Annotated in this window: 16 protein-coding genes; 11 read left to right on the top strand and 5 right to left on the bottom strand. The window is 62.7% G+C overall.

Going from position 1 to position 24,568, the window contains the following annotated elements; all coding sequences use genetic code 11:
- Positions 1-174: 174 nt before the first annotated feature.
- From ccmI to B5P46_RS10075, 9 genes are all read left to right on the top strand, one after another.
- Positions 175-1,329 (top strand): c-type cytochrome biogenesis protein CcmI, encoded by a 1,155-nt coding sequence (gene ccmI / locus B5P46_RS10035; RefSeq protein ID WP_129418520.1) that lies wholly within the window; start codon positions 175-177, stop codon positions 1,327-1,329.
- Positions 1,326-1,883, top strand: coding sequence for a cytochrome c maturation protein CcmE (ccmE, locus tag B5P46_RS10040; RefSeq protein ID WP_129418521.1), 558 nt, complete (start codon positions 1,326-1,328; stop codon positions 1,881-1,883). Before ccmI ends, ccmE begins: the two co-directional genes overlap by 4 nt.
- Complete coding sequence (locus tag B5P46_RS10045; RefSeq protein ID WP_129418522.1) at positions 1,880-3,868, top strand: heme lyase CcmF/NrfE family subunit; 1,989 nt, start codon at positions 1,880-1,882, stop codon at positions 3,866-3,868. Before ccmE ends, B5P46_RS10045 begins: the two co-directional genes overlap by 4 nt.
- Positions 3,865-4,320, top strand: a complete 456-nt coding sequence (locus B5P46_RS10050) for a cytochrome c-type biogenesis protein (RefSeq protein WP_129418523.1) — start codon at positions 3,865-3,867, stop codon at positions 4,318-4,320. The genes B5P46_RS10045 and B5P46_RS10050 overlap by 4 nt, the downstream gene beginning before the upstream one ends.
- A 199-nt stretch (positions 4,321-4,519) precedes the next feature.
- A complete protein-coding gene (locus B5P46_RS10055; RefSeq protein ID WP_129418524.1) occupies positions 4,520-6,106 on the top strand; it encodes a Do family serine endopeptidase in 1,587 nt (528 codons plus the stop codon).
- Between the two features lie 66 nt (positions 6,107-6,172).
- Positions 6,173-6,928, top strand: a complete 756-nt coding sequence (locus tag B5P46_RS10060) for a response regulator transcription factor (protein WP_432431471.1) — start codon at positions 6,173-6,175, stop codon at positions 6,926-6,928.
- On the top strand, positions 6,925-8,337 hold the full coding sequence (locus tag B5P46_RS10065; protein WP_129418526.1) for a sensor histidine kinase: 1,413 nt from the start codon (positions 6,925-6,927) through the stop codon (positions 8,335-8,337). Before B5P46_RS10060 ends, B5P46_RS10065 begins: the two co-directional genes overlap by 4 nt.
- A 133-nt stretch (positions 8,338-8,470) precedes the next feature.
- A complete protein-coding gene (locus B5P46_RS10070; RefSeq protein WP_129418527.1) occupies positions 8,471-11,428 on the top strand; it encodes a bifunctional [glutamine synthetase] adenylyltransferase/[glutamine synthetase]-adenylyl-L-tyrosine phosphorylase in 2,958 nt (985 codons plus the stop codon).
- A gap of 100 nt (positions 11,429-11,528) precedes the next feature.
- Positions 11,529-12,179: a glutathione S-transferase family protein gene (locus B5P46_RS10075; RefSeq protein ID WP_129418528.1), complete on the top strand. Its 651-nt coding sequence runs from the start codon at positions 11,529-11,531 to the stop codon at positions 12,177-12,179.
- A 53-nt stretch (positions 12,180-12,232) separates the two neighbouring features.
- Here B5P46_RS10075 and B5P46_RS10080 read toward each other — a convergent pair whose 3' ends face one another.
- Both B5P46_RS10080 and B5P46_RS10085 read right to left on the bottom strand, forming a co-directional pair.
- Complete coding sequence (locus tag B5P46_RS10080) at positions 12,233-13,456, bottom strand: cytochrome b/b6 domain-containing protein (protein WP_129418529.1); 1,224 nt, start codon at positions 13,454-13,456, stop codon at positions 12,233-12,235.
- Positions 13,457-13,537: 81 nt separating this feature from the next.
- Positions 13,538-14,146 (bottom strand): YceI family protein, encoded by a 609-nt coding sequence (locus tag B5P46_RS10085; protein WP_129418530.1) that lies wholly within the window; start codon positions 14,144-14,146, stop codon positions 13,538-13,540.
- A gap of 344 nt (positions 14,147-14,490) precedes the next feature.
- Between B5P46_RS10085 and B5P46_RS10090 the strand changes: the two genes are divergently transcribed.
- Positions 14,491-16,485: a PhoX family protein gene (locus B5P46_RS10090; protein ID WP_129418531.1), complete on the top strand. Its 1,995-nt coding sequence runs from the start codon at positions 14,491-14,493 to the stop codon at positions 16,483-16,485.
- Between the two features lie 293 nt (positions 16,486-16,778).
- On the opposite strand, the gene B5P46_RS10100 is transcribed toward B5P46_RS10090, so the two are convergent.
- The 3 genes from B5P46_RS10100 to B5P46_RS35265 all read right to left on the bottom strand — a co-directional run bounded on the left by B5P46_RS10100 (position 16,779) and on the right by B5P46_RS35265 (position 23,223).
- The gene (locus B5P46_RS10100; protein WP_129418532.1) at positions 16,779-19,088 is read right to left on the bottom strand and encodes a PAS domain-containing sensor histidine kinase; all 2,310 of its coding nucleotides are present in this window, start codon (positions 19,086-19,088) and stop codon (positions 16,779-16,781) included.
- A gap of 192 nt (positions 19,089-19,280) precedes the next feature.
- Positions 19,281-21,929, bottom strand: a complete 2,649-nt coding sequence (gene pepN / locus B5P46_RS10105; RefSeq protein WP_129418533.1) for an aminopeptidase N — start codon at positions 21,927-21,929, stop codon at positions 19,281-19,283.
- A 187-nt stretch (positions 21,930-22,116) separates the two neighbouring features.
- A complete protein-coding gene (locus B5P46_RS35265) occupies positions 22,117-23,223 on the bottom strand; it encodes a methyl-accepting chemotaxis protein (protein WP_129418534.1) in 1,107 nt (368 codons plus the stop codon).
- Positions 23,224-23,569: 346 nt separating this feature from the next.
- Between B5P46_RS35265 and B5P46_RS10120 the strand changes: the two genes are divergently transcribed.
- On the top strand, positions 23,570-24,508 hold the full coding sequence (locus B5P46_RS10120; RefSeq protein ID WP_129418535.1) for a DMT family transporter: 939 nt from the start codon (positions 23,570-23,572) through the stop codon (positions 24,506-24,508).
- The last annotated feature ends 60 nt before the right edge of the window (positions 24,509-24,568 follow it).

Consider the following 24,568-nt stretch of genomic DNA (forward strand, 5'->3'; position numbering starts at 1 on the left):
AATAGAGCGACGCGCGTCCGACAGGACGCGCTAAGGACGCTCTATCACTTTAAATGGCGCATAATCCTTTCCGAAAATCGATTCCGATTCTCGGGGTTATGCGCTAGCCTCAAATCTTCGTCATTCCGGCTTTGGCAGTTGGAATGAAGACGCGCTTCACGTATTTGGGCCGGTATGCTGTTTTGGATTCTCGTTGCCGTTCTGACGGCAGTCGTCGCCGTTATCCTGCTCTACCCCCTTCTGCGCGGAGCGAAGGCGGCGGAAAATATCCGCGCCGGCGAGGCGGCGGTCTATCGCGACCAGTTGCGCGAACTCGACCGCGATCTCAATGGGGGGCTGATCACCCCGGAGGAGGCCGATTACGCCAGGGCAGAAATCGGCCGGCGGCTGATCGCCGTCTCTGCCGACGAGCCGGCTGAGACGGCGAAACCCGCACGGCATCACCGTTTCACCGAAGCCTTCGTCCTCCTGCTCCTGCCGGTTCTCGGGCTCTGTCTTTATTTGACGACGGGCAGGCCGGACCTGCCCTCGCAGCCGCTGGAAGCGCGGCTGGAAAACCCCGGCAACGACGTGGCGGTGCTGATCACCAAGGCGGAACGGCACCTGGCTGAGAAACCCGATGACGGCAAGGGCTGGGACGTGCTGGCGCCGATCTATTTCCGCACGATGCGCGTCAACGATGCGCAACTGGCTTATCGCAATGCCATCCGGCTTCTCGGCCCGAGCCCAGTCCGGCTCGACGGACTTGCCGAAACGCTGATGGCGGTCTCGGACGGCGTGGTGACGGAGGAGGCGCGGCAAGTGCTGGAACAATCGCTGACGCTCGAACCTGACAATCCGCGTGCCCGCTTCTACATCGCTCTCAGCATGGAGCAGGCGGGACGGCCAAATGAGGCGCGCCAGGCCTTCGAGGCGCTGGCAAAACAATCGCCCGCCGATGCGCCCTGGCTGCCGTTGGTCAACGAGCATATCGCCATGAACGGCGGCGCGAAGGCAGGCGCCGATCCGGCTGCCCCGGGCGCCGGTTCGGCTGGCCCCGGCCCCACGCAGCAAGATGTGGCGGCGGCGGAGAATATGAGCGCCGGCGACCGGCAGCAGATGATCCGCGGCATGGTCGAAAGCCTCGACGCCAAGCTCAGCGAGGATCCGAACAATTTCGAGGGATGGATGCGGCTCGTCCGCTCTTACGCCGTATTGAACGATAAGGATCGCGCCGCCGGCGCCCTGAAGCGCGGGCTTGCGGCCTTTCCGCCGCCCGGCGAACAGGGCAGGCAATTGCTGGCGCTTGCCAGGGAACTCGGCATAGCCACGGAGGGAGCGACGCAATGACGCGCAAGCAGAAGCGCCTCGCGGTGATTGCGGGCGGCATGGGCTTCATCCTCACCGCAGTGCTGTTGGTCATGTTCGCCTTCAGCCAGTCGGTCGCCTATTTCTACATGCCGGCCGATCTCGCCAAGACGCCGGTGGCGCCGGAAACCCGCATCCGCCTCGGCGGCCTGGTCGGCGAGGGCAGTGTCGTGCGCGGCACCGGCTCGACGGTTGAATTTGCCGTCACCGACGGCAGCACCAATGCCGTGAAGGTCAAATACACCGGTATTCTCCCCGATCTCTTCCGCGAGGGACAGGGCGTCGTCACCGAAGGCATGTTTGCCGCCGGGACGAACGTCTTCGTCGCCGACACCGTGCTTGCCAAGCATGACGAGACCTATATGCCGAAGGACGTGGCCGACAGGCTGAAATCCCAGGGGTTGTGGAAGGAAGGCCAAGGCCAGAAAGCTCAGGGCCAGAAAGCTCAGGGCCAGAAAGCTCAGGGCCAGGAAGCTCAGGGCCAGGAAAACCCTGGGAAACAAGCGCAGGGGCAGGAAGTGAAGGCGACGCAATGATCATCGAGATCGGCCATTACGCGCTAGTGCTGGCGCTGGCAACGGCGCTCATCCTCTCCATCGTGCCGGTGATCGGAGCCCGTCGTCACGACCGGGCGATGATGGATGTGGCGACGATCGGCTCGCTGGCGATGTTTGCGCTCGTGGCCTTCTCCTTCGGCGTGCTGACCTATACCCATGTCGTCTCGGATTTCTCGGTCGAGAATGTCTGGGAGAATTCGCATTCGCTGGTGCCGCTGCTCTACAAATATTCCGGCGTCTGGGGCAATCACGAGGGATCGATGATGCTCTGGCTGTTGATCTTGACGCTGTTCAGCGCGCTGGTCGCCGTCTTCGGCCGCAATCTGCCGGAGACGCTGAAGGCCAACGTATTGGCCGTGCAGGCCTGGATTTCGGTCGCCTTCACGCTGTTCATTCTTTTGACCTCCAATCCCTTCCTCCGGCTCGATCCGGCGCCGGCCGAGGGCCGCGATCTCAATCCGGTGCTTCAGGATGTCGGTCTCGCGATCCACCCGCCGCTGCTCTATCTCGGTTATGTCGGCTTCTCCGTCTGCTTCTCCTTTGCGGTCGCGGCCCTGCTGGAAGGGCGCATCGACGCCGCCTGGGCGCGCTGGGTGCGGCCCTGGACGCTGGCGGCCTGGACCTTTCTGACACTCGGCATCGCCATGGGCTCCTACTGGGCCTATTACGAGCTCGGCTGGGGCGGCTGGTGGTTCTGGGACCCGGTGGAAAACGCCTCCTTCATGCCGTGGCTCGCCGGCACCGCACTGCTGCATTCGGCGCTCGTCATGGAAAAGCGCGAGGCGCTGAAGATCTGGACGGTGCTGCTGGCGATCCTCACCTTTTCGCTGTCGCTGATGGGCACCTTCCTGGTGCGCTCCGGCGTGCTGACCTCGGTGCATGCCTTTGCCAGCGATCCCTCCCGCGGCGTCTTCATTCTCTGCATCCTGCTGATCTTCATCGGCGGCGCGCTGTCGCTCTTCGCCTTCCGCGCGCCGAAGCTGTCGGCCGGCGGGCTGTTTGCGCCGATTTCGCGCGAGGGCGCGCTCGTCGTCAACAATCTGATCCTGACCGTCGCCTGCGGCACGGTGCTCACAGGCACGCTCTATCCGCTGCTGCTGGAAACGCTGACCGGCGACAAGATTTCCGTCGGAGCGCCCTTCTTCAACCTGACCTTCGGCCTGCTGATGGCGCCGCTGGTCGTCATCGTGCCCTTCGGGCCGATGCTTGCCTGGAAGCGCGGCGATCTGCTTGGCGCCCTGCAGCGGCTGTATGTCGTCGCAGGTCTCGCCTTCCTTGCCGCGGTGGTCTTCTTCTATATCGAACATGGCGGGCCGGTGCTTTCGGTGCTCGGCCTCGCTGCCGGGCTGTTCCTGATCCTCGGTGCGGTAGCCGATCTCTGGTACCGCGCCGGCATCGGCAAGGTCGCAGGCCGTCTCGCCTGGCGCCGGCTTTCCGGCCTGCCGCGTTCGGCCTTTGGCACGGCCCTTGCCCATGCCGGGCTCGGCGTCACCGTGCTCGGCATCGTCGCGGTGACGACGTTCGAGAGCGAGTATGTCATCGAGATGAAGCCCGGTGAGGTGACCGAGGCCGGCGGTTACAATCTGCATTTCGACGGCATGCAGCCGGGGACCGGGCCGAACTATACCGAGGACCGCGGCCACTTCACCGTCCGGCGCGCCGGTGTCGCGGTTGCCGATACCTGGTCGGCCAAGCGCCTCTACACCGCCCGCCAGATGCCGACGACGGAGGCGGGCATCCTGACCTTCGGGCTCAGCCAGCTCTATGTCTCCCTGGGTGACGCCACCAAGGACGGTGGTATCGTCGTGCGTATCTGGTGGAAGCCGTTCATTCTCTGCATCTGGGGCGGAGCGGTGTTCATGGCATTCGGCGGCCTCGTCTCGCTCAGCGACCGGCGCCTGCGTGTCGGCGCCCCGCGCCGCAAGGCGAAGCCGGCAGCTCCTGCAATGGAGCCGGCGGAATGATGCGGCGTCTCTTCCTGGCTTTCGCTATGCTGCTGATGGCGGCCCCCGCCTTTGCCGTCAATCCTGACGAGGTGCTGGCCGATCCGGCGCTCGAAGCGCGCGCCCGCGCCCTTTCGGCGGAATTGCGCTGCATGGTCTGCCAGAACCAGTCGATCGACGATTCCAATGCTGATCTGGCCAAGGATCTGCGCCTGCTGGTGCGCGAGCGCATCAGCGATGGCGACAGCGACGAGGCGGTGCTGAACTATATCGTCTCGCGCTACGGCGAGTTCGTGCTGTTGAAGCCGCGTGTCAGCATGAAGACGGTGTTGCTCTGGGGTGCGCCGGTGCTTCTGGTGCTGGCCGGCGGGCTATCACTGCTGGTCTTTGCGCGCAAGAGAGCAGGCAAGCCGACCGGCAGCAAGCTGACGGCCGATGAACAGGCGAAGCTGAGCGAGCTCCTGAAGAAGTAGCCGATCGGGCTGAGCCAGTTGCCGCATCCAGGCCGCCTGAGAAGACAGCGGCGCGTTCTGCCAAAAGCAAACCTTGCAAACATTACCAACTTTTCATTGGCCGGACAGTTCGCAGTAAGGTGCGGCGTCCTATATCTCTATTCATCGACTGATCCGGCGCCGCCGGTCTGAAGATTTAAGAACAAGAGAAGGTGCTCCAATGCTCAAGAATTTCAACGGACGTCCGTCCCTCGCCACTGTGCTCAAGGCTTCTACCGTCGCCGGTATCGCAGCCGCTGTGCTTGCAACCGGCGTTCCGCTCGAAATCACCCGGTCTTATGCCGAAGCTGTCAAGGTTCAGGCGCCTGCCGTTCCGAGCTTCGCCAACGTCGTCGACGCCGTTTCACCGGCTGTCGTTTCCGTCCGGGTCGAAAACCGCGTCAATCCCGTCTCCGACAACAACAATGACGGCTTCTCCTTCGATTTCAACGGCCGCGGCTTCGACGACCTTCCCGACGATCATCCGCTGAAGCGGTTCTTCAAGCAGTTCGGCCAGGATCCGAATGATCAGCAGGGCCATTCCAGGCGCTTCGGCCAGAACGGCCCGAATGGTGGTCCGGGCGGCAAGGGTCGCCTCCGCCCCGTCGCCCAGGGCTCCGGCTTCTTCATCTCCGAGGACGGCTATATCGTCACCAACAACCACGTCGTTTCTGATGGCCAGGCCTTCGTCGCTGTCACGAATGACGGCACCGAGCTCGATGCCAAGCTGATCGGCAAGGATCCGCGCACCGACCTCGCCGTGCTGAAGGTCGACGGCAAGGGCAAGAAGTTCACCTACGTCAACTGGGCAGACGACAACAACGTCCGCGTCGGCGACTGGGTCGTTGCCGTCGGCAACCCCTTCGGCCTCGGTGGCACGGTCACAGCCGGCATCGTCTCGGCTCGCGGCCGCGATATCGGCTCCGGTCCTTATGACGATTACCTGCAGGTGGATGCCGCGGTGAACCGCGGCAATTCCGGCGGCCCGACCTTCAATCTCAGCGGCGAAGTCGTCGGCATCAACACCGCGATCTTCTCGCCGTCGGGCGGCAGCGTCGGCATCGCCTTCGCCATTCCCGCCTCGACCGCCAAGGATGTCGTCGCCGATCTGATGAAGGACGGCCAGGTCTCGCGCGGCTGGCTGGGTGTCCAGATCCAGCCGGTGACCAAGGATATCGCCGAATCCATCGGTCTCTCCGAGCCGAGCGGCGCCCTTGTCGTCGCCCCGCAGGCCGGATCGCCGGGTGACAAGGCCGGCATGAAGGCCGGCGACGTCGTCACCGCGCTGAACGGTGAGACGATCAAGGATGCGCGTGATCTCAGCCGCCGCATCGGCGCGATGCAGCCGGGCAGCAAGGTCGAGCTTTCGGTTTGGCGCGCCGGCAAGGCCCAGCCTCTCACCGTCGAACTCGGCACGCTGCCGATCGACCAGAAGGATGCGTCCGCCGATGACAGCAATCAGCCACAGCAGCCTGAGGCACCGGCGTCCGAGAAGGCGCTTGCCGATCTCGGCTTGACGGTCGGCCCTTCCGATGACGGCAAGGGCCTGGCAATCACCGGCATCGACCCGGACTCCGACGCTGCCGACAAGGGCATCAAGGAAGGCGAAAAGATCACTTCGGTCAACAACCAGGAGGTCGCCAGCCCTGACGATGTCGTCAAGGTGCTGAACCAGGCCAAGAAGGACGGCCGCACCCGCGCGCTCTTCCAGATCCAGTCCAATGAAGGAAGCCGTTTCGTAGCGCTTCCGATCAACGGCCAGGGCTGATCCTCAAGACAACTGGAGCCGCGCGGACGAAACTCCGTGCGGCTCTATTCTTCTGACCTTTGAAGGATGATCGCCATGAGCGCCGCCCCGCAGGAAGATGCTTTGAGCCTTGCCGAAACGCAGCCGGCGGGTAATGTCGGCCGCATGAAGATTCTCATCATCGAAGATGATCTGGAAGCCGCGGTCTACCTCACGAAAGCCTTTCGCGAGGCGGGCATCGTCGCCGATCACGCCAGCGACGGCGAGAGCGGCCTGTTCATGGGGTCGGAAAATACTTATGACGTCATCGTCATCGACCGCATGCTGCCGCGCCGGGACGGGCTTTCCGTCATCAGCGAGTTGCGCCGCAAGGCGATCCATACGCCGGTCCTCATCCTCTCGGCGCTCGGCCAGGTCGATGACCGCGTGACCGGTCTTCGTGCCGGCGGCGACGATTACCTGCCGAAGCCTTATGCCTTCAGCGAGTTGCTGGCGCGCGTCGAGGTGCTCGGCCGCCGCAAGGGCACGCCGGATCAGGACGTCGTCTACCGCGTCGGCGATCTCGAACTCGACCGGCTCGCCCATGAGGTGCGCCGCGGCGGCAAGGAGATCCCGCTGCAGCCGCGCGAATTCCGTCTGCTGGAATATCTGATGAAGAATGCCGGTCAGGTGGTGACCCGCACCATGCTGCTCGAAAATGTCTGGGACTATCACTTCGACCCGCAGACCAACGTCATCGACGTCCATGTCTCGCGCCTGCGTTCGAAGATCGAGAAGGACTACAGCCAGCCGCTCCTGAAGACCATTCGCGGCGCGGGGTATATGATCAAGGATGAGGGATGAGCCGTTTCAAGGTTCTCTTCAAGTCCACCGCAGTCCGCCTTTCGGCACTCTATATCCTGCTTTTCGCCATCTGCGCCGCGACGCTCGTCTTCTATGTGACGGCGATGTCGGAACGGCTGCTGACGGGCCAGATCCGCGACGCCGTCAGGCAGGAGGTGGAGCAGGTACAGCGCGCCTATGACACCGGCGGCATGAACCTTCTCCTGCGAACGATGGAGCGGCGTGCCCGCCAGCCGGGCGCCAACCTCTACATCATCGCCGGTCCCTCGGGTGATATTCTCGCCGGCAACGTCGCCTCGGTGCAACCGGGCGTCTTCGAGGAGATCGGCTGGACCTCCGCGCCCTTCGGTTACCAACGCTATACTGACGGCGGGGGTGTCGAGCGCCGCCACAAGGCGATCGCCAATATTTTCGTGCTCGACAATGGCCTCAGAATCCTGATCGGCCGCGACCTCGGCGACCCCGAGCGTTTCCGTCTGCTGGTGCGCCAGGCGCTGATGGTGGCCTTGGCGATCATGGGGCTTGGCGCCATCATCATCTGGTTCGCCATCGGCCGCAACGCGCTGAAACGCATCGACCGCATGTCGGATGCCAGCAAGAAGATCATGGCCGGCGACCTGTCGCAGCGCCTGCCTGTGGGCGGATCCGGCGATGAATTCGACCGCTTGTCGATGTCGTTGAATACCATGCTGGAGCGCATCGAGAAGCTGAACGAGGGCCTGCGGCAGGTCTCCGACAACATCGCCCACGATCTGAAGACGCCGTTGACGCGGCTGCGCAACAAGGCGGCCGATGCGCTGGGTATCGCCGACGGCGAGACGCGGCGCACCGCGCTCGAAGGCATCATCTCCGAATCGGACCAACTGATCCGCACCTTCAACGCGCTGTTGATGATCTCCCGGGTCGAGGCCGGATCGGTCGCCGCCGAGATGTCGCCGGTGGAACTTTCGGCCATCGTCTCCGATAGCGCCGAGCTTTACGAGCCGGCGGCGGAGGAGGCCGGGCTTGGCCTCAGCTCCAGCATCGAGCCGGATGTCGAGGTGCAGGGCAATCGCGAGCTGATCGGTCAGGCGATCTTCAATCTGCTCGACAATGCCATCAAATATTCCTCTGATACCGAAGGGGCGGGCAAGGTATCGCTGAAGCTCTCCCGCCGCCCGGACGGCATCTGCCTTTCGGTCGCTGACCACGGACCGGGCGTTCCGGCCGACAGGCGCGACGACGTGGTGAAGCGCTTCGTCCGCCTCGATGAAAGCCGGTCAAAGCCGGGAACGGGGCTTGGGCTTTCGCTGGTGGAAGCGGTGATGGAGCTGCACAATGGCCGGTTGGAACTCTCCGATACCGATCCCGACAAGCCCGAAAAGCGCGGATTGACCGTCAGCATGATCTTCCCGGCCAAGGCTGCCTGATGGCCCGCTGCCGATGATCGGCTGAATCGCGTATTGGCGGTTTTCCGCCAAGACCCTAGTTTAATGCCGGTCAGGGAGGCGTTCCCGCGATTCTGCGGGGTCGTTTCCCTAGGCGCTAAAGCAGGGAGAGTGCATGCTGACGAGATCGACGCATGGTCTGAAGGATGTCGCCGAAGGGCTGCTGCGGCCGCTGAACCAGACGGAGTTGAAGCTGGCGCTGGCCGACCTTCAGGAGGCCGGCAAAAGCGAGCCGTCGGTGGCGGCGCTGCTGAAGACGGAAGGCCCGCTCCGCGATTTCATCGCGGCCGTGCTGACGCTGTCGCCCTACCTGCGCGAGATCGTCAATCTCGACCCCACTATTCTCGCCGGCGCCATCACTCAACCGCTGGAGCCGCAGATCGAGGCGCTGGTCGCCGAGGCGCGGCGCTGCTGGCAACGGGACGGCGAGGGGGCAGCGCCTTCGGAATCCGTGGTAATGAGCAGGCTGCGCATCATCAAGCGCAAGGTGGCCTTCCTCGTTGCACTCGCCGATCTCGCGCGCATCTTCGACGGCCGGGCGACGACGGCCTGGCTGAGCGAGCTTGCCGAAGCTTCGGTTGCCGCCGCGATCGACCATCTGCTGCTGGCGGCGCATGAGGGTGGAAAGCTGCGGCTGCGGGATCTGGCGGTACCGAGCGACGGCTCCGGGCTGATTGTGCTCGGCATGGGCAAACTCGGCGCATCCGAACTCAACTATTCCTCCGATATCGATCTCGTCGTCGTCTTCGACGAACAGGCGGGCATCGTGCCCGACCCGGATGACGCGATCGAGATCTTCCCGAGAATGATGCGGCGGTTGGTGCGCATCCTGCAGGAGCGGACAGCCGACGGCTACGTCTTCCGCACCGATCTCAGATTGCGCCCCGATCCCGGTTCGACGCCGCTGGCGATCCCGGTCGATGCGGCGATGATCTATTACGAGGGCAGGGGCCAGAACTGGGAACGGGCGGCCTTCATCAAGGCGCGCGCCGTTGCCGGCGACTTGACCGCGGGCGGCGATTTCCTGCGCGGGCTCGCCCCTTTCGTCTTCCGCAAATATCTCGATTACGCGGCGATTTCCGATATCCATTCGATCAAGCGGCAGATCCACGCGCATAAGGGCCACGGCGCCATTGCGGTCAAGGGTCATAACGTCAAGCTCGGCCGCGGCGGCATTCGCGAGATCGAATTCTTCGTCCAGACACAGCAGTTGATCGCCGGCGGCCGCATGCCGGCCTTGCGCGGCCGGTCGACGGAGGAGACGCTCGGAGAACTCACCAAGGCGAAATGGCTCGACGCTGAAACCCGTGACGAATTGACCGAGGCCTACTGGTTCCTGCGCGATGTCGAGCATCGCATCCAGATGGTGCGCGACGAGCAGACCCACCTGCTGCCGGAGACGGATGCCGACCTGAAGCGCATCGCCTTCATGATGGGCTTTTCCGACACGCCGAGCTTCTCCGAACGGCTGGTCGGCGTGCTGAAGACGGTCGAGCGGCGTTATGCCCACCTCTTCGAGCAGGAGAGCAGGCTTTCCACCGAGACCGGCAACCTCGTCTTCACCGGCCAGGGCGACGACCCGGATACGCTGGAGACGCTGAAGAAACTCGGCTTCACCAGGCCGTCCGATATTTCCCGTATCATCCGCACCTGGCATTATGGCCGCTACCGCGCGACGCAATCGGTCGAGGCGCGTGAAAGGCTGACGGAGCTGGCGCCGGAGCTTTTGCGGGTTTTCGGCGAAAGCAAGCGCGCCGACGAGGCGCTGCTGCGCTTCGACAGTTTCATCTCCGGCCTTCCCTCCGGTATCCAACTGTTCTCGCTGCTCGGCAGCAACCCGGCGCTGCTGTCGCTGATCGTCAACATCATGTCCTCGGCACCCCGGCTTGCCGAGGTGATCGCCGCCAAGCCGCATGTCTTCGACGGCATGCTCGATCCCGGCCTGATGGCCGAGCTGCCGACGCGCGATTATCTCGGCGAGCGGCTGAAGGGCTCGCTTGCCCAGGCCCGCCACTATGAGGAGGTGCTCGACCGGCTGCGCATCTTCGCCGCCGAGCAGCGCTTCCTGATCGGCATCCGCCTGCTCACAGGCGCGATCAACGGCGTGATGGCCGCACGCGCCTTCACCCATCTCGCCGACCTCATCATCGCGGCGGCACTCGAGGCCGTGGTCGGCGAGATGCGGGCAGCACATGGCGACTATCCCGGCGGGCGCATCGCGGTCGCCGGCATGGGCAAGCTCGGCAGCTTCGAGCTGACGGCCGGTTCCGACATCGATCTGATCCTGCTCTATGATTATGACGACATGGCCTCCGAATCCGATGGGCCGAAGCCGCTCGATGCGACACGTTATTTCACCCGCATCACCCAGAGGCTGATGGCCGCCTTGTCGGCGCCGACCGCCGAAGGTGTGCTCTATGAGGTCGACATGCGGCTGCGCCCATCCGGCAACAAGGGGCCGGTCGCCACCCGCATCAATGCCTTCGGCAAGTACCAGCGCAAAGAGGCATGGACCTGGGAACATATGGCGCTCAGCCGCGCCCGGCTGATTTGCGGCAATGAGAGCCTGATCGCCGAGGCGGAACTTATCATCCGCGAGGTGCTGTCGGCCGATCGTGACATTGCCAAGGTGGCGCATGACGTCGCCGAGATGCGCGAACTGATCGACAAGGAAAAGCCGCCCTCCGGCCCGTGGGACCTGAAGCAGATCCCCGGCGGCGTCATCGATCTCGAATTCATCGCCCAGTATCTCGCGCTGATCGCGCCGACCAGGGGTGTCGGTATTGCCGTCAATGGGATGAGCACTGGCGAAGCCCTGAAGGTGCTTGGCGACCGGCTGATGGCGACGTCCGATCTCGACATATGCCTCGAGGCCTTCACGCTTTATACCGGCCTTTCGCAACTGATCCGCCTCTCCATCGACAGCCTGTTTGATCCGAAAGAAGCGCCGGCGGGCCTCGTCGAACTCGTCTGCCGCGCCGGCGACTGCCCTGACATCAAGACGCTGGAAGCGGAGGTGAAGCGGCTGTCGAAAGCGGTTCGGAAAATATTCCTGAATGTCGTGAAAGCCTGATCTCACACCAGATGGAACGACCGCGAGGATTATCTCGAGCATGGCCTGTCGGATTCTCGTTTAGCCAGTCGTCTTCAGGACAAAGCTATGGAGAACACCAATGACGATTACCATTACCGCTTTTGAACGGTCGCCCGATCGCGGCAGAGGTCTGGCGCGTGACATGCGCATTCGCTGGGCGCTCGAGGAAGTGGGCCAGCCTTACGACGTTCGTCTTGTTTCCTTCAAGACGATGAGAGAACCCGCGCATCTCGCACTTCAGCCTTTCGGGCAAATCCCGACCTATGAGGAAGGCGATCTCGCACTGTTCGAGTCCGGCGCCATCGTCTTGCATATCGGCGAGCGCCATGCGGGCCTGCTGCCGGACGATGAGAATGGCCGGGCGCGCGCGCTCACATGGATGTTCGCCGCGCTCAACACGGTGGAACCACCGATCTTCGACCGCGCCCTCGCCAGAATCCTCGAGCGCAACGAGCCTTGGTACGAGCAGCGCTTGCATGCCCTCGAGGTCAGCATCCGGAAGCGGCTGGACGATCTTTCCCGTCGCCTTGGCGATGCCGATTGGCTCGACGGCGCGTTCAGCGCCGGCGACCTACTGATGGTGACGGTGCTGCTCAGGCTGAAAGGATCGGATATATTGGACGGCTATCCGAACCTTTCCGCCTATGTCGCCCGCGGCGAAGCGCGGCCCGCATACAAGCGTGCTTTCGCCGCTCAGCTGGCGGTTTTCACCGCTGCATCGACCACCTGAGATCACAGGTTGCTCTTTCTTCAATGAACCGGGGGCGCCAACGACTTTCCGGCTTAGCTCATTGGCCCGGACGGCGTCGCTTCGAGCTTGAAGGTTACGCGGATGACCTTGTCGAGCCATTCACCCTTTCCGTCATTCTGCAGGCCAAGTCCAAGGGCCAGACGATCCAGCTCCGCCGTGCCGGCAACGATGGCCCGTCCCGCCCCGTCGCGCTGCATCGTAAACGGGACCGACACAGGCACCGTCACGCCGCGGACAAGGGCATTGCCCTTGCCGACATAGGCCTCGCCCGCCGTTTCGAAATGGTCGAGCACAACCTCCACCAGCGGATGGGTGGCCGTCTGCAGGCCGTCGTCGCCGCCGATATTGGGCCTGACGAATGAATTATCGAAATCGATGGAGGCGGCGTCGATGACAATCCGCGCCTTGGCGGCGCCAAGATTGACCGGATCGAATTCGATGAATGCGTCCCATTTTCCGATCGTGCCGGCAGTCGGCGTTCCGGAGAAATTGATCGTGTAGGTCAGTGCAGACTTCGTTTTATCGATCACCCAGCCGGATGGCGATGCTTCAGTCGATCCAAGGTCCGCAGCATTGACGGATGCAGTGCCGCCCGTTCTGGAGATCAAGAGTCCGCCGCCGATAAAGCACAGTGCCAGCACGACGGAGACCAGCACGCCGATTGCGGAGGAGGGCATCCGGCGCAGCCAGCCGAAAGGTATCATTCGCGAAAAGGACGGCATCCGGTCTATCACCGAATGCTTGAGCGCCCCGGCCACATGCAGAACCAGAAGCAACCCGAAACCATAGGCCAGAATGACATGCGCATTCTCGGACGCGGCCTCAACTGTTGCGCGCATCGAGGTTGGAATGGGCAGATGTGGCCAGACCAGGGTATCGGAGAGAAACAGAAGGGTGGGAATCCCTGTAGAGGACGCCGACACCAGCAGCCAGCCGGTCAAAGGCACGACCAGCATCAGCGCATAGAACAGTGCATGGACGATGCTGGCCGCGGCCCGTTCCGCCCGTGTCATCGGCGCATGCGCGGGCGGCGTGTGGAACAGGCGCCAGGCGATGCGGGCGATCGTCAAGGTTAGGACCGCGATGCCGAACGTCTTGTGCCACTGAAACATCGCAAAACGCAGCGTATCTGGAACGCTCTCCACGCGGCTCATCAGAAAACCCATGGCAAGCTGGGTCAGGATGAGCGCAGCGATGAGCCAGTGCAGGATCATTGCACCCATACTGTAGGCCCGGACCGAATGTGTAGCTGACATGGGTGACTTCCAGTCGTCGCAATGGGAGCGCAAAAGAGCCGGTGCAACCCGACGATGTCGGGCTGCGCCGGCAACGAACACCTACTGAGCGACGAACTCGGTTTCGATCGTCAGCTTGACGTCGTCGCTGACAGGACCGACCAAAGCGGCGACACCGAAATCGGAGCGCTTGATCACTCCGGTTGCTGAAAAGCCGACGGTCGGCTTCTTGGACATCGGGTGCGGGTTGAGCGCCGCGTTCAGGGTAACGTCGAGCGTGACGGGCTTGGTGACGCCGTGGAACGTCAGGTCCCCGGTGACGGTTCCGGTCTTGCCGTCCTTGACGTTGATGGCCGTGGAAACGAAGGTGATCTCGCTGAACTTGGCCGCATCGAAGAACATCTCACCGGCAATCTCTGCATTAAAGCTCTTTTCGCTTGCCGGATAGTTTGTGCTGACCGAAGCCGGATCGATGGTTGCCGTCAGTTTCGACTTCGTAACGTCCGCAGGGTCGAGCTCGAGCTTCGCGGAAATCTTGTCGAAGCGGCCGATATAGTTGGAAAGGCCGAAATGGACGACGCTCCACAGAACATTGGTATGGGTCACATCCGCCTGATAGGTGCCGGCAGGAACATCGATCGTCTGCGCATATGCAGTGGAGGACGCAAGTGCCAGGACACCGGCAACGAGGGCGGACTTAATGGAAAACATTGATGATCCTTGAATTGTTTCGACAGCACATTGCGTGCAGCATTTCCCTAGCGGGCGCTCAGCCCTCGCGAAACAGCGACAAACTGTTCGACATTTGTTGACAATCGGCGGAAGTACGATAAGTCGCTGTTTAAAAACGACAAATTCGCGAGATCAAGACGGAGCAATGAAAAGTGAGGACGGCGTGATCGTCGTTTTGCGCTGCTTTTCAGAGAGAACGGTGCTGCCTCAGCCTTGTGAGCCGCCTGCTCGACATTTCGATGCCTGTCGCACACCTGTAATAGTGTAACCTTAGGTTAGAATGGCTCCAGACTTGGGGTGAATCTTAACTTGGAGGCGAGCCAATGAACGAGCAACTTTCTCAGAAGATATTCCCAACGACGCAGCTTGAAGACGCGGATGGCGATGGCCATAACACGAGCGCCAACCCTACTATGGGTGAAATCATCGGCAAGCGTTTCTCGCGCCGCAATTTCCTGCAGGGCTCGCTTGCCGTATCGGCGATCGCCGCGACCGTCAGCCCGATCGCTTTGATGAGTGCCGACGAAGCGCGCGCTCAGTCGAACAACGGTTCTGCCTTCAATTTCACCGAGGTCGAGGCCGGCATCGATGCCAACCATCATGTGGCCGAAGGTTACAATGCCGATATCCTGCTGCGCTGGGGCGATGCCGTGCTACCGGGCGCTCCCGAGTTCGACCCGACGAAGCAGACGGCCGATGCGCAGAGCAAGCAGTTCGGCTACAACAACGACTATGTCGGCTTCATTCCGCTCGAAGGTTCGTCCGAGCACGGCCTGCTCGTCGTCAACCACGAATACACCAACCCGCATCTGATGTTTCCCGGCCTCGTGCAGGTCGTCGACGGCAAGATCAAGCAAGGCGCGCTCAGCAAGGAGCAGGTGGATGTCGAGATGGCCGCCCATGGCGGCACCATCGTCGAGATCCGCAAGGCGGACGGCAAGTGGCAGGTCGTCGCCGACGGCAAATATAACCGCCGCATCACCGCCAACACGCCGATGGACATTTCCGGCCCGGCCGCCGGCCGCGATCGCCTGAAGACCAGTGCGGACGCGACCGGTACCCGCGCCATCGGCACGATCAACAACTGCGCGGGCGGCGTCACGCCTTGGGGCACCTACATCATGGCGGAAGAGAATTTCCACGGCTATTTCTCCGGCAATCTGCCGGAGGGCCACAAGGAAGCCGCCAATTACAAGCGTTACGGCGTTCCGGAAGGCGGCTACGAATGGGCCAATTTCTACGATCGCTTCGATCTCGCCAAGGAGCCGAACGAGCCGAACCGTTTCGGCTGGATCGTCGAGGTCGACGTCATGGACCCGACCTCCACGCCGAAGAAGCGCACCGCACTCGGCCGCACCAAGCACGAAGGCGCTGAATCCATAGTCGCCAAGAACGGCAAGGTGGTCTTCTATCTCGGCGACGACGAGCGTTTCGACTATGTCTACAAGTTCGTGACCGACGCTACGTTCAACCCGAACGACCGCGCCGCCAACATGAACCTGCTCGACAGCGGCACGCTCCATGTCGCCAAGTTCAATGAGGACGGCACCATGCAGTGGCTGCCGCTGACCTTCGGCCAAGGCCCGCTGACGGCCGAGAACGGCTTCACCAGCCAGGCCGATGTGCTGATCGAATGTCGCCGTGCCGGCGACGCGCTCGGCGCTACCAAGATGGACCGCCCGGAAGACGTCCAGCCAAACAGCGTCAACGGCAAGGTCTACGTCATGCTGACCAACAATACCCGCCGCAAGGCCGACCAGGTGGACGCCGCCAACCCGCGCGCGGAGAACGCCTTCGGCCACATCATCGAGATCTCCGAAAACGACGGCGACTTCACGGCCACCTCAGGCAAGTGGGAAGTGCTTCTGAAGTGCGGCGATCCGTCCGTTGCGGCCGTCGGCGCGACCTTCTCGACTGAAACGACCAAGAACGGCTGGTTCGGCATGCCTGACAACTGCGCCGTCGATTCCGCCGGTCGCCTCTGGGTGTCGACGGACGGCAACAACAACAAGGCCACCGGCCGCACCGACGGTCTGTGGGCCGTCGATACGGAAGGAGCGGCGCGTGCCACGTCGAAACTGTTCTTCCGCGTGCCGGTCGGCGCCGAAATGTGCGGCCCGCTCTTTACGCCTGATGACCAGACCGCCTTCGTCGCCGTGCAGCATCCCGGCGATGGCGGCGAGGACTGGCCGGGTCACGGCCGCCCGTCCTATTACGAGGACCTTTCCACCCGGTGGCCAGACTTCAAACCCGATATGCCGGTGCGGCCCGCGGTCGTCGCCATCACCAAGGCCGGCGGCGGCAAGATTGCCGTCTGACGGCATAAAACTCGGTCGAGCCGCAACCATAGGGCAGTGAGACTGCCAGCTAGCTGTGAAGACCAGTTAGGGGCCGGGATGAGCGCATCATCCGGCCCCTTTTTCAAGCGACGCGCGGACGGTTTGGGCGTGGTCGCTATCGAGGTTTTCGAGTTAGATAGCCAACGCCCTCAAGCCCATGCCGAGGACCACCAGCCAAGGTGGAGTTTCCAGGCAACCAGCACGAGAAAGCCCGTCAACTCGAGCGCGAAATCGTATGGATCGAGCACGGCGCTAGTTCCCACAGGGCTTTACTAGTTATCGTCGGGAATGCGCAGCGAGATCACGGTGCCGACCGCTTCGCGTGAGCGGATCTTCATGCGGCCGCCATGCAGCGAGGTCAGCGAGCGGGAGATGGCGAGCCCGAGGCCGGAGCCGCCCTTGCTCTTGGCATACTGGCTCTGCACCTGCTCGAAGGGCTGGCCGATCTTCGACAGCGCCGAGCGTGGAATGCCGATGCCGGTGTCGGCGATGGTGACGACGACGGCGCCGTCGACGCGGCGGGTGCGCACGGCGATGCGGCCGCCATTGTCGGTGAACTTCACCGCATTGGAGAGCAGGTTGAGCAGCACCTGTTTCATCGCCCGGCGGTCGGCCATCAGCGTCAGGCCGGAGCAGATGCGCTGTTCGATGACGATGTTCTTTTCAGCCGCGGGCATGGCAGTGAAGCGCAGGCTTTCCTCGATCAGCGGCACAAGATCGATGCGCTCGCAATGCAGCCTGACATGGCCGGCTTCGATCTTCGACATGTCGAGAATGTCGTTGATGACGTTGAGCAGATGTTTGCCGCTGTCATGGATATCGCGGGCATATTCGTCGTATTTCAGCGAGCCGAGCGGACCGAACATCTGGTTCTGCAGGATTTCCGAGAAGCCGAGGATGGCGTTGAGCGGCGTGCGCAGCTCATGCGACATGTTGGCGAGGAATTCGGATTTCGCCTTGTTGGCGGCCTCGGCGCGTTCCTTCTCCGCCTGATAGTTGGCGTTGGCCGTCGAAAGCTCGGATTTCTGGATCTCCAGCGTCTGGCGCGAGGCGGACAGATCGCCGATCGTCGCCATCAGCCGGCGCTCGGATTCGCGCAGCCGCTCCTGATGGCGCTTCATCAGCGTGATGTCGGTTCCGACCGAAACCCTGCCGCCGTCGCGGGTGCGCCGCTCGTTGATCTGCAGCCAGCGCTCGTCGGCGAGCTGCACCTCCGTCGTACGCGAATAGCCAGAGCCGTCGGCATCGGAAATCCGCCGCTCGATGACAGGCCGGGCGGCGGCGGCATTGACGGTCGAGCGCTCGGTGCCGGGCACGAGCACGCTGTCCGGCAGGCCATAGGCCTGCTGGAAATGCGTGTTGCACATGACGAGCCGATCGTTCTTGTCCCAGAGCACGAAGGCTTCCGAGGTGCATTCGATGGCGTCGGCCAGGCGCTGGTCGGCTTCTGCGTAGCGCTGGGCGAGCCGATGCTGTTCGGTCACGTCCATGGCGATGCCGATCAGGTGCATGCGGCCGGAATTGCTGCGGATCACCTGGGCACGCGCCCGCATCCAGACATAGTGGCCGCCGGCATGGCGCATGCGGAAGATCTGATCGACCTGGCCGGAAGCGCCCTTGCCGATGGCGCGCGCGATCTCGTAGAGCCCGCCGTCATCGGGATGCATCAGTCGGGCGGCTTCGCCAAAACCCATCGTCTTGTCGGAGCCCGGCAGACCGAGCATGTCGTACATCGAGCGCGACCAGAAGAATTCGCGGTTCTCGAAATCGAAGTCCCAGAGGCCGCAGCGGCCGCGCGACAGCGCCGTCTCGACGCGCAGGTTCGATTCCAGGAAGATGTCGTCGGCGTCGCGGGCGCGCTTTACCTGCGTGTAATAGGCATAGAGGATGACGAGCAGGATGGAGGAGATGCCGGCAAACAGCGTGACGTTGAGCGCCAGTTCCTCGCGCCAGAGCCGGTCGATCTCGTCGAGCGAGGTGGCGGCGACGATATAACCGCCGGCATTGCCCATCAGCGTGATCTCGGCATAGTGCGGCACGCCGCCGATCGTCGTTTCGATGACGCCGGCGCGATCGCCGAAGCGGCGGATCGCCGAGACCTCGGGGAAGAAATCGCCGACATTGCTGCCAACATGCGAAAGCCCGGCGGTGGTCGCCGCAAAAACCTTGCCGTTTGCCTGCACGAGCAGCACGAAAGCGCCGCTGTCCAGCCGGTCCTGCGGCAGGTATTTGGCGAGGCGGGCCTGCGCCCCGGTGATATCGCCGCTGTCGAAGATGTCGGCCGCATCGGCAAACACCGCAGAGGCGGTCGCCGCCGAAAGTGCGGTGGCATGGCGCGCCGAGGCCTCCAGCCGCCCGTATTCGCTCATCATGCCGAAGAAGTGCGAGGCGGCGATGACGGAGAGGAAGGCGACGATCAGCGCCGGGATGGCTCGCTTCAAGACCAGCTCGGCCTTCGGCAGATAACGGAGAAGTGGTTCCGATGTCGCATGGCCTGAAAGGCTGTCGCGCCAGGCTTTGAGCCCGTCAAAATCGACACGCAGCCGTCCTCCGGCCACGGTTGCCCGCCGCACGTCCATCATCTCTTCGCCTTGTCCCTCATGTGATTCGCGCGCCGCTCGCTCGAACCTGACCTAGAGAATCATGGGTGATTCGCCTTGTCCAGAGGCAAAGGTAAAAATCCGTTAACTATTTATAATTTCGGGTTTTTCCAGGTGATTCGAGGTGCTGGGCGACCGGCCGCCGAATTTTTCCTGATGGCCGATCGAATCAAATTACCCTTTAAGCGTGCGCTCGACGATATCTCGCACGTCGGTCGAAAGATCGGCGGCCCGCTCGATCTCGATCAGCGCCGAGCGGGCGTGATCGGCACGCACGGGTTCGAGCGAGCGCCAGGAGCGCATCGAGGTGAGGATGCGGGCGGCAAGCTGCGGGTTGCGCCCGTCGATATCGAGAATCTGATCCGCGAGGAAGCGATAGCCTTCGCCGTCGGCGCGGCCGAATCCGGTCGGGTTGGCAAAGGCGAATGTGCCGACCAGCGACCGCATCCGGTTCGGATTGGTTCGCTTGAAGAGCGGATCGTCCATCAGGGCGCGGACCCGTCCCAGGGTTTCGGCGCCCGGAATGCCGGCCTGGATCGCGAACCATTTGTCGATGACAAGCGCATTTTCCGCGAAGCGGTCACGGAAGGTGGCGAGCGCCTCGTTCGTCTCCGCGCTGTCGGGAAAACGATGGGCGAGGATCGTCAGCGCATGGCTGAGATCGGTCATATTGTTGGCCGCATCGAAGGCAGCCTTGGCGCGGGCCGGCGTCTCTTCGGCATGCGAGAGGTAGGTGAGGGCGGTATTGCGTAGCGTCCGCAGGCCGGCGCTTTTCGCATCCGGGTTGAAATCGCCTGTTGTCGTCATCGCTGCGTAGAGGCCGGCAAAGACATCCTTTCCGGCATCGGCGATCTGTTTCAGGACCGCCTGCCGGCCGGCATGGATGGCATCGGGATCGTTGTTGCCGCCAAGTTCCCGGGCGATGTCGGATTCGCTCGGCAGAGCCAGCGCCTGGGCGCGGAAGGCGGGCTCGAGGCTCTCGTCGGCGGCCGCCGCAATCAGCGTCTCGACGAAGGTCGCCTCGCAGATGACAGGCTTGCCCTCGCGGGCGTCGCGGGCCGCTTTAAGCAGGTTCGGCAACGCCAGATCGGTCAATGCCTGCCAGCGGGCGAAATGATCGGTCTCATGGCGGGCGAGACGGGCGAGGTCGGCCGGACTCTGATCGAAATGCAGGTTGATCGGCGCCGAGAAGCTGCGGTTGATCGAAACGACCGGCCGCGACCCAACACCATGGAACACGGCCGTCTGCGTGCGGCCTGTGAGATGCAGCACCTCGCCGGCATATTCCGCGCCGTCGACCGAGGTCGGCTCGATCTTGCCGCCGTTTTCGCCAAACAGCGCGAGGCTGAGCGGAATATGCATCGGCTCCTTGCTGGGCTGGCCGGGCGTTGCCGGGATCATCTGTTCGAGCGACAGGGTGAAGCTGCCGGCCGCCGCATCATAGCTGCCCGACGCGGTGACGAGCGGCGTGCCGGCCTGATGGTACCAGAGCGAAAATTGCGTTAGGTCGCGCCCGCTTGCATCCTCGAAGCATTTGACGAAATCCTCGATCGTCACGGCCTCACCGTCATGGCGGTCGAAATAGAGGTCCATGCCTTTCTTGAAGCCGTCCCTGCCGAGCAGCGTCGCGATCATGCGCGTGACTTCGCTGCCCTTTTCATAGACGGTCGTCGTGTAGAAATTATTGATTTCGCGATATGTCGTCGGCCGCACCGGATGGGCAAGCGGGCCGCCGTCCTCCGGGAACTGCTCCGATTTCAGGTGGCGCACTTCGGCGATGCGCTTGACGGCGCGTGAGCGCTGGTCGGAAGAGAATTCGTGGTCGCGATAGACCGTCAGGCCTTCCTTGAGGCACAGCTGGAACCAGTCGCGGCAGGTGATGCGGTTGCCGGTCCAGTTGTGGAAATATTCATGCGCGATGATCGTCTCGATATTGGCATAGTCGGCATCGGTGGCGATCTCTGGATCCGCAAGCACGTATTTGTCGTTGAAGACGTTGAGGCCCTTGTTCTCCATCGCGCCCATGTTGAAATCGGAGACGGCGACGATCATGAAGATGTCGAGATCGTATTCGCGGCCGAACCTCTCTTCGTCCCACTTCATCGAGCGTTTCAGCGCGTCCATGGCGTAGGCTGCGCGCGGCTCCTTGCCGTGCTCGACATAGATCTTCAGCACCACCTCACGGCCGGACATGGTCGTGAAGGTGTCTTCGACGACGCCGAGATCGCCGGCGACGAGCGCGAAGAGATAGCTCGGCTTGGGATGCGGATCGAACCAGGCGGCGAAATGCTTGCCGGGGCCATAGCCGGCGCCGCCGAGGAAGTTGCCATTCGACAAAAGCAGCGGGTTGGCGTCCTTGTCGGCGATGATGTTGACCGTGAAAGGCGCAAGCACGTCGGGCCGGTCGGGGAAATAGGTGATGCGGCGGAAACCCTCCGCCTCGCACTGCGTGCAGTAGATGCCGCCGGTGCGGTAAAGGCCCATCAGCTTGGTGTTGGCCTCAGGGTTGATGACGGTGGTGATCGTCAGTTCGAAGGGCGCGCTCTCCGGCAGGTCGCGCACCGTCAGGCTTTCCGGTGCTGCGTCGTAACGCGAAGGGTCCAGCTCCACCTGGTCGAACAGCAGCCCCGACAGCGTCAGTTCGTCGCCGTCGAGAACGATCGGCGCTGTCGGATCGGTGCCCGGGCGACGATGAAAGATCAGACGCGCCTCGACCTTTGTCTCCGTCGGGTCGAGTTCGAAGGTCAGGTCCACACGTTCCAGCACGAAGTCGGTGGGACGGTAATCTGCCAGATGAATGACCTGGCCGGTATCTGTTCGCATGGTGTTTCCTGAAGACCGTTATTTGATAATCGCGAATACAGAGGCGGGCGCACTCTGCCATAAATTTTGCCGGGGATGATTACATTAAAGTCTGAACTAAAGTTAAAGCAAATTGCCCGCGAACACCAAGTTCGCGGGCAAAATATCTTATTCGCAACGGATGACCACGGCCGCGGGGAGAAGGGCGCTACTTCAGATTGAGCGCGGCCTTGATCGTCGCGTCGTCTTCCGTCTGCTGCACGACGACGCCGTACCAGCCGAGCCCGTCGTAATCCTCGTAGCCGAGGGTGCGCGCGAAGGCGACGATCGAGCCGTTATTGTCGTAGTAGCTGCCTTTCGCCTGACCGGACGGATTGGCGAGCGCGAAATGGGAAAACAGCAAGGCGGGATTGGTGGTGGCGATGACCCGGCTCTTGCCGTCGAGCAGCATGACCGTCGTTCTTTCCGCCAGCTGCGGCGGCAGGTTGGCCTCCTTCTCGACGATCGCCTGGCCCTGGTTCTGCCAGTCGAAATAGACGCCGAGCGTGCCGATCAGCCGGCCGTCGAGCTTGCCCTCGTCGCGGATGCCTGTGGCGTAAACGAGCGCATGCCTGGCGTCGTGCAGCGGGCTCGCTTTGACGTCGTCGACGATATAAGCGTCACCGGAGGAGCAGGCCGACGCCGCGCGGAACCACGGATCGCCGGCAAGGCTCGTGCCTGCGATCTTGCGCTGGAACTTGGGATTGGCGGATGCGATCACCTTGCCCGAGAGATCGGTCATGACGAGATCGAGATAGACGGTGTAGAAGCGGTTGATGGCGCCGAGACGCTCCGCCGCAAAGGCGACGGTTTCCCGGCTCGGGTTCTGCAGCGCCTGCCAGAGCGCCGGGTCCGTCGCCCACCAGCGCACATCGGCCGTGCGTTCGAAGAGATTGCGGACGATGAGCTGCACCAGTGTCTGCGCCAGATCGGTGAGGCGAACGCCCTCCATCTCCTCGACCAGCGAATCGGCCATGGCGCGGCTGAGGCCGATGCGGCCAAGCACGTTGCTTTCGAACCTGCCGGTGATGTCGGTCGCGATCTGCGCCAGCCGCTGCACCTCGTTGGCAACGACGGCAAAGCCCTTTCCGGTCTCGCCGGCTCTGGCTGCCTCGATCAGCGCATTGATCGCCAGCAGCTTGATCTGCTTGACGATGTGGGTGTTGTCGGCGCTGAAGCGCTCGAGGTCGGTGCTGATGCCGTCGGTGACGACGCGCATGGAGCGCGGTGTCGCATTCTGCGACTGGGCAATGGTTTCGGCGCTAAGCGGCTTCATCAAATGGGATCCTGGAAGGAGCGGGCAATTGTTTGTGCGGTGAAGAAAATTTCGAGATCAGCGATAAAAAACGATGCTTGCCTATGGTTTTCAATTGGTTAACGGCTAGACCCGCGAGATGAACATTTTCGGGGTGAATGGCTCAAAACGAGAAATTTCAGAGCGGTGGCGCATAAGCAGCACGGTTGGGCCTGCCGCTGACGGCGGTTTTGTGATTCTCTCATGTCGCTTGCGGTTTTTTCGCCAATCGGTTTTTTCTTTCGCTACGATGGAAGACGTCACCCGCTGCGTTCCCGAGTCGAACGCGTCCCCCCGTTCCGCTTGAGCAGTATTACGAGCCAGGATCATGCACTCGGTTCTCAGAAACCCGATGAGAGGCATTGCGCTGAAAGTCTCGTCGGTCGTGGTCTTCCTGGCCATGCAGACCTTCATCAAGCTGGCGGGCTCGGACATCCCGCCGGGTCAGGTCACCTTCTGCAGGTCGTTCTTCGCGCTTTTCCCGATCATAGCCTATCTGGCCTATAACCGGCAGTTGCGCGCCGCCTTCTACACGGCCAATCCAATCGGTCACTTGAAGCGCGGCACGATCGGCATCTTGTCGATGGCTTTCGGTTTCTATGGCCTGCTGCATCTGCCGCTGCCGGAGGCGATCGCGCTCGGCTATGCGTTGCCGCTCGTCGCCGTCATCTTCGCCGCCGTTTTTCTCGGCGAGACCGTGCGCATCTATCGCTGGAGCGCCGTCCTGGTCGGCATCGTCGGCGTCGCCATCGTTTCCTGGCCGAAACTCACGCTGTTTCGCGACGGCGGCATGGAAGCCGAACAGGCCGTCGGCGCGCTCTGCGTACTGTTCTCGGCCGTTCTCGGCGGCGTGGCGATGATTCAGGTGCGCCGCCTCGTCGAGGAAGAGAAGACGGCGACGATCGTGCTGTATTTCTCGATCACCGCCTCGGTCTTCTCGTTGGCTTCTCTTCCCTTCGGTTGGCTCATCCTGCCATGGCCGACGGCGCTCTATCTGATCGCCGCCGGTTTTTGCGGCGGCGTCGCGCAGATCCTGCTGACGGAAAGCTACCGCCATGCCGATGTCTCCACCATCGCGCCGTTCGAATATACGTCGATCCTGCTCGGTGGCATTGTCGCCTACTTCGTCTTCGGCGACGTGCCGAGCGTGACCATGCTGATCGGCACCGTCATCGTCGTCGCCGCCGGCATCTTCATCATCTATCGCGAGCATCAGCTGGGCATCGAGCAGAGAGAGGCGCGCAAGGCCACGACGCCGCAAGCCTGACGCCTGCAAGCGCATGTTTGTCAAGGTTTTAACGCAGGGATTGCGGCGGCTTGAAACTTG

Origin of the sequence: Rhizobium leguminosarum (genome assembly GCF_004123835.1) — a bacterium.
Taxonomy (GTDB): Bacteria; Pseudomonadota; Alphaproteobacteria; order Rhizobiales; family Rhizobiaceae; genus Rhizobium; species Rhizobium leguminosarum_M.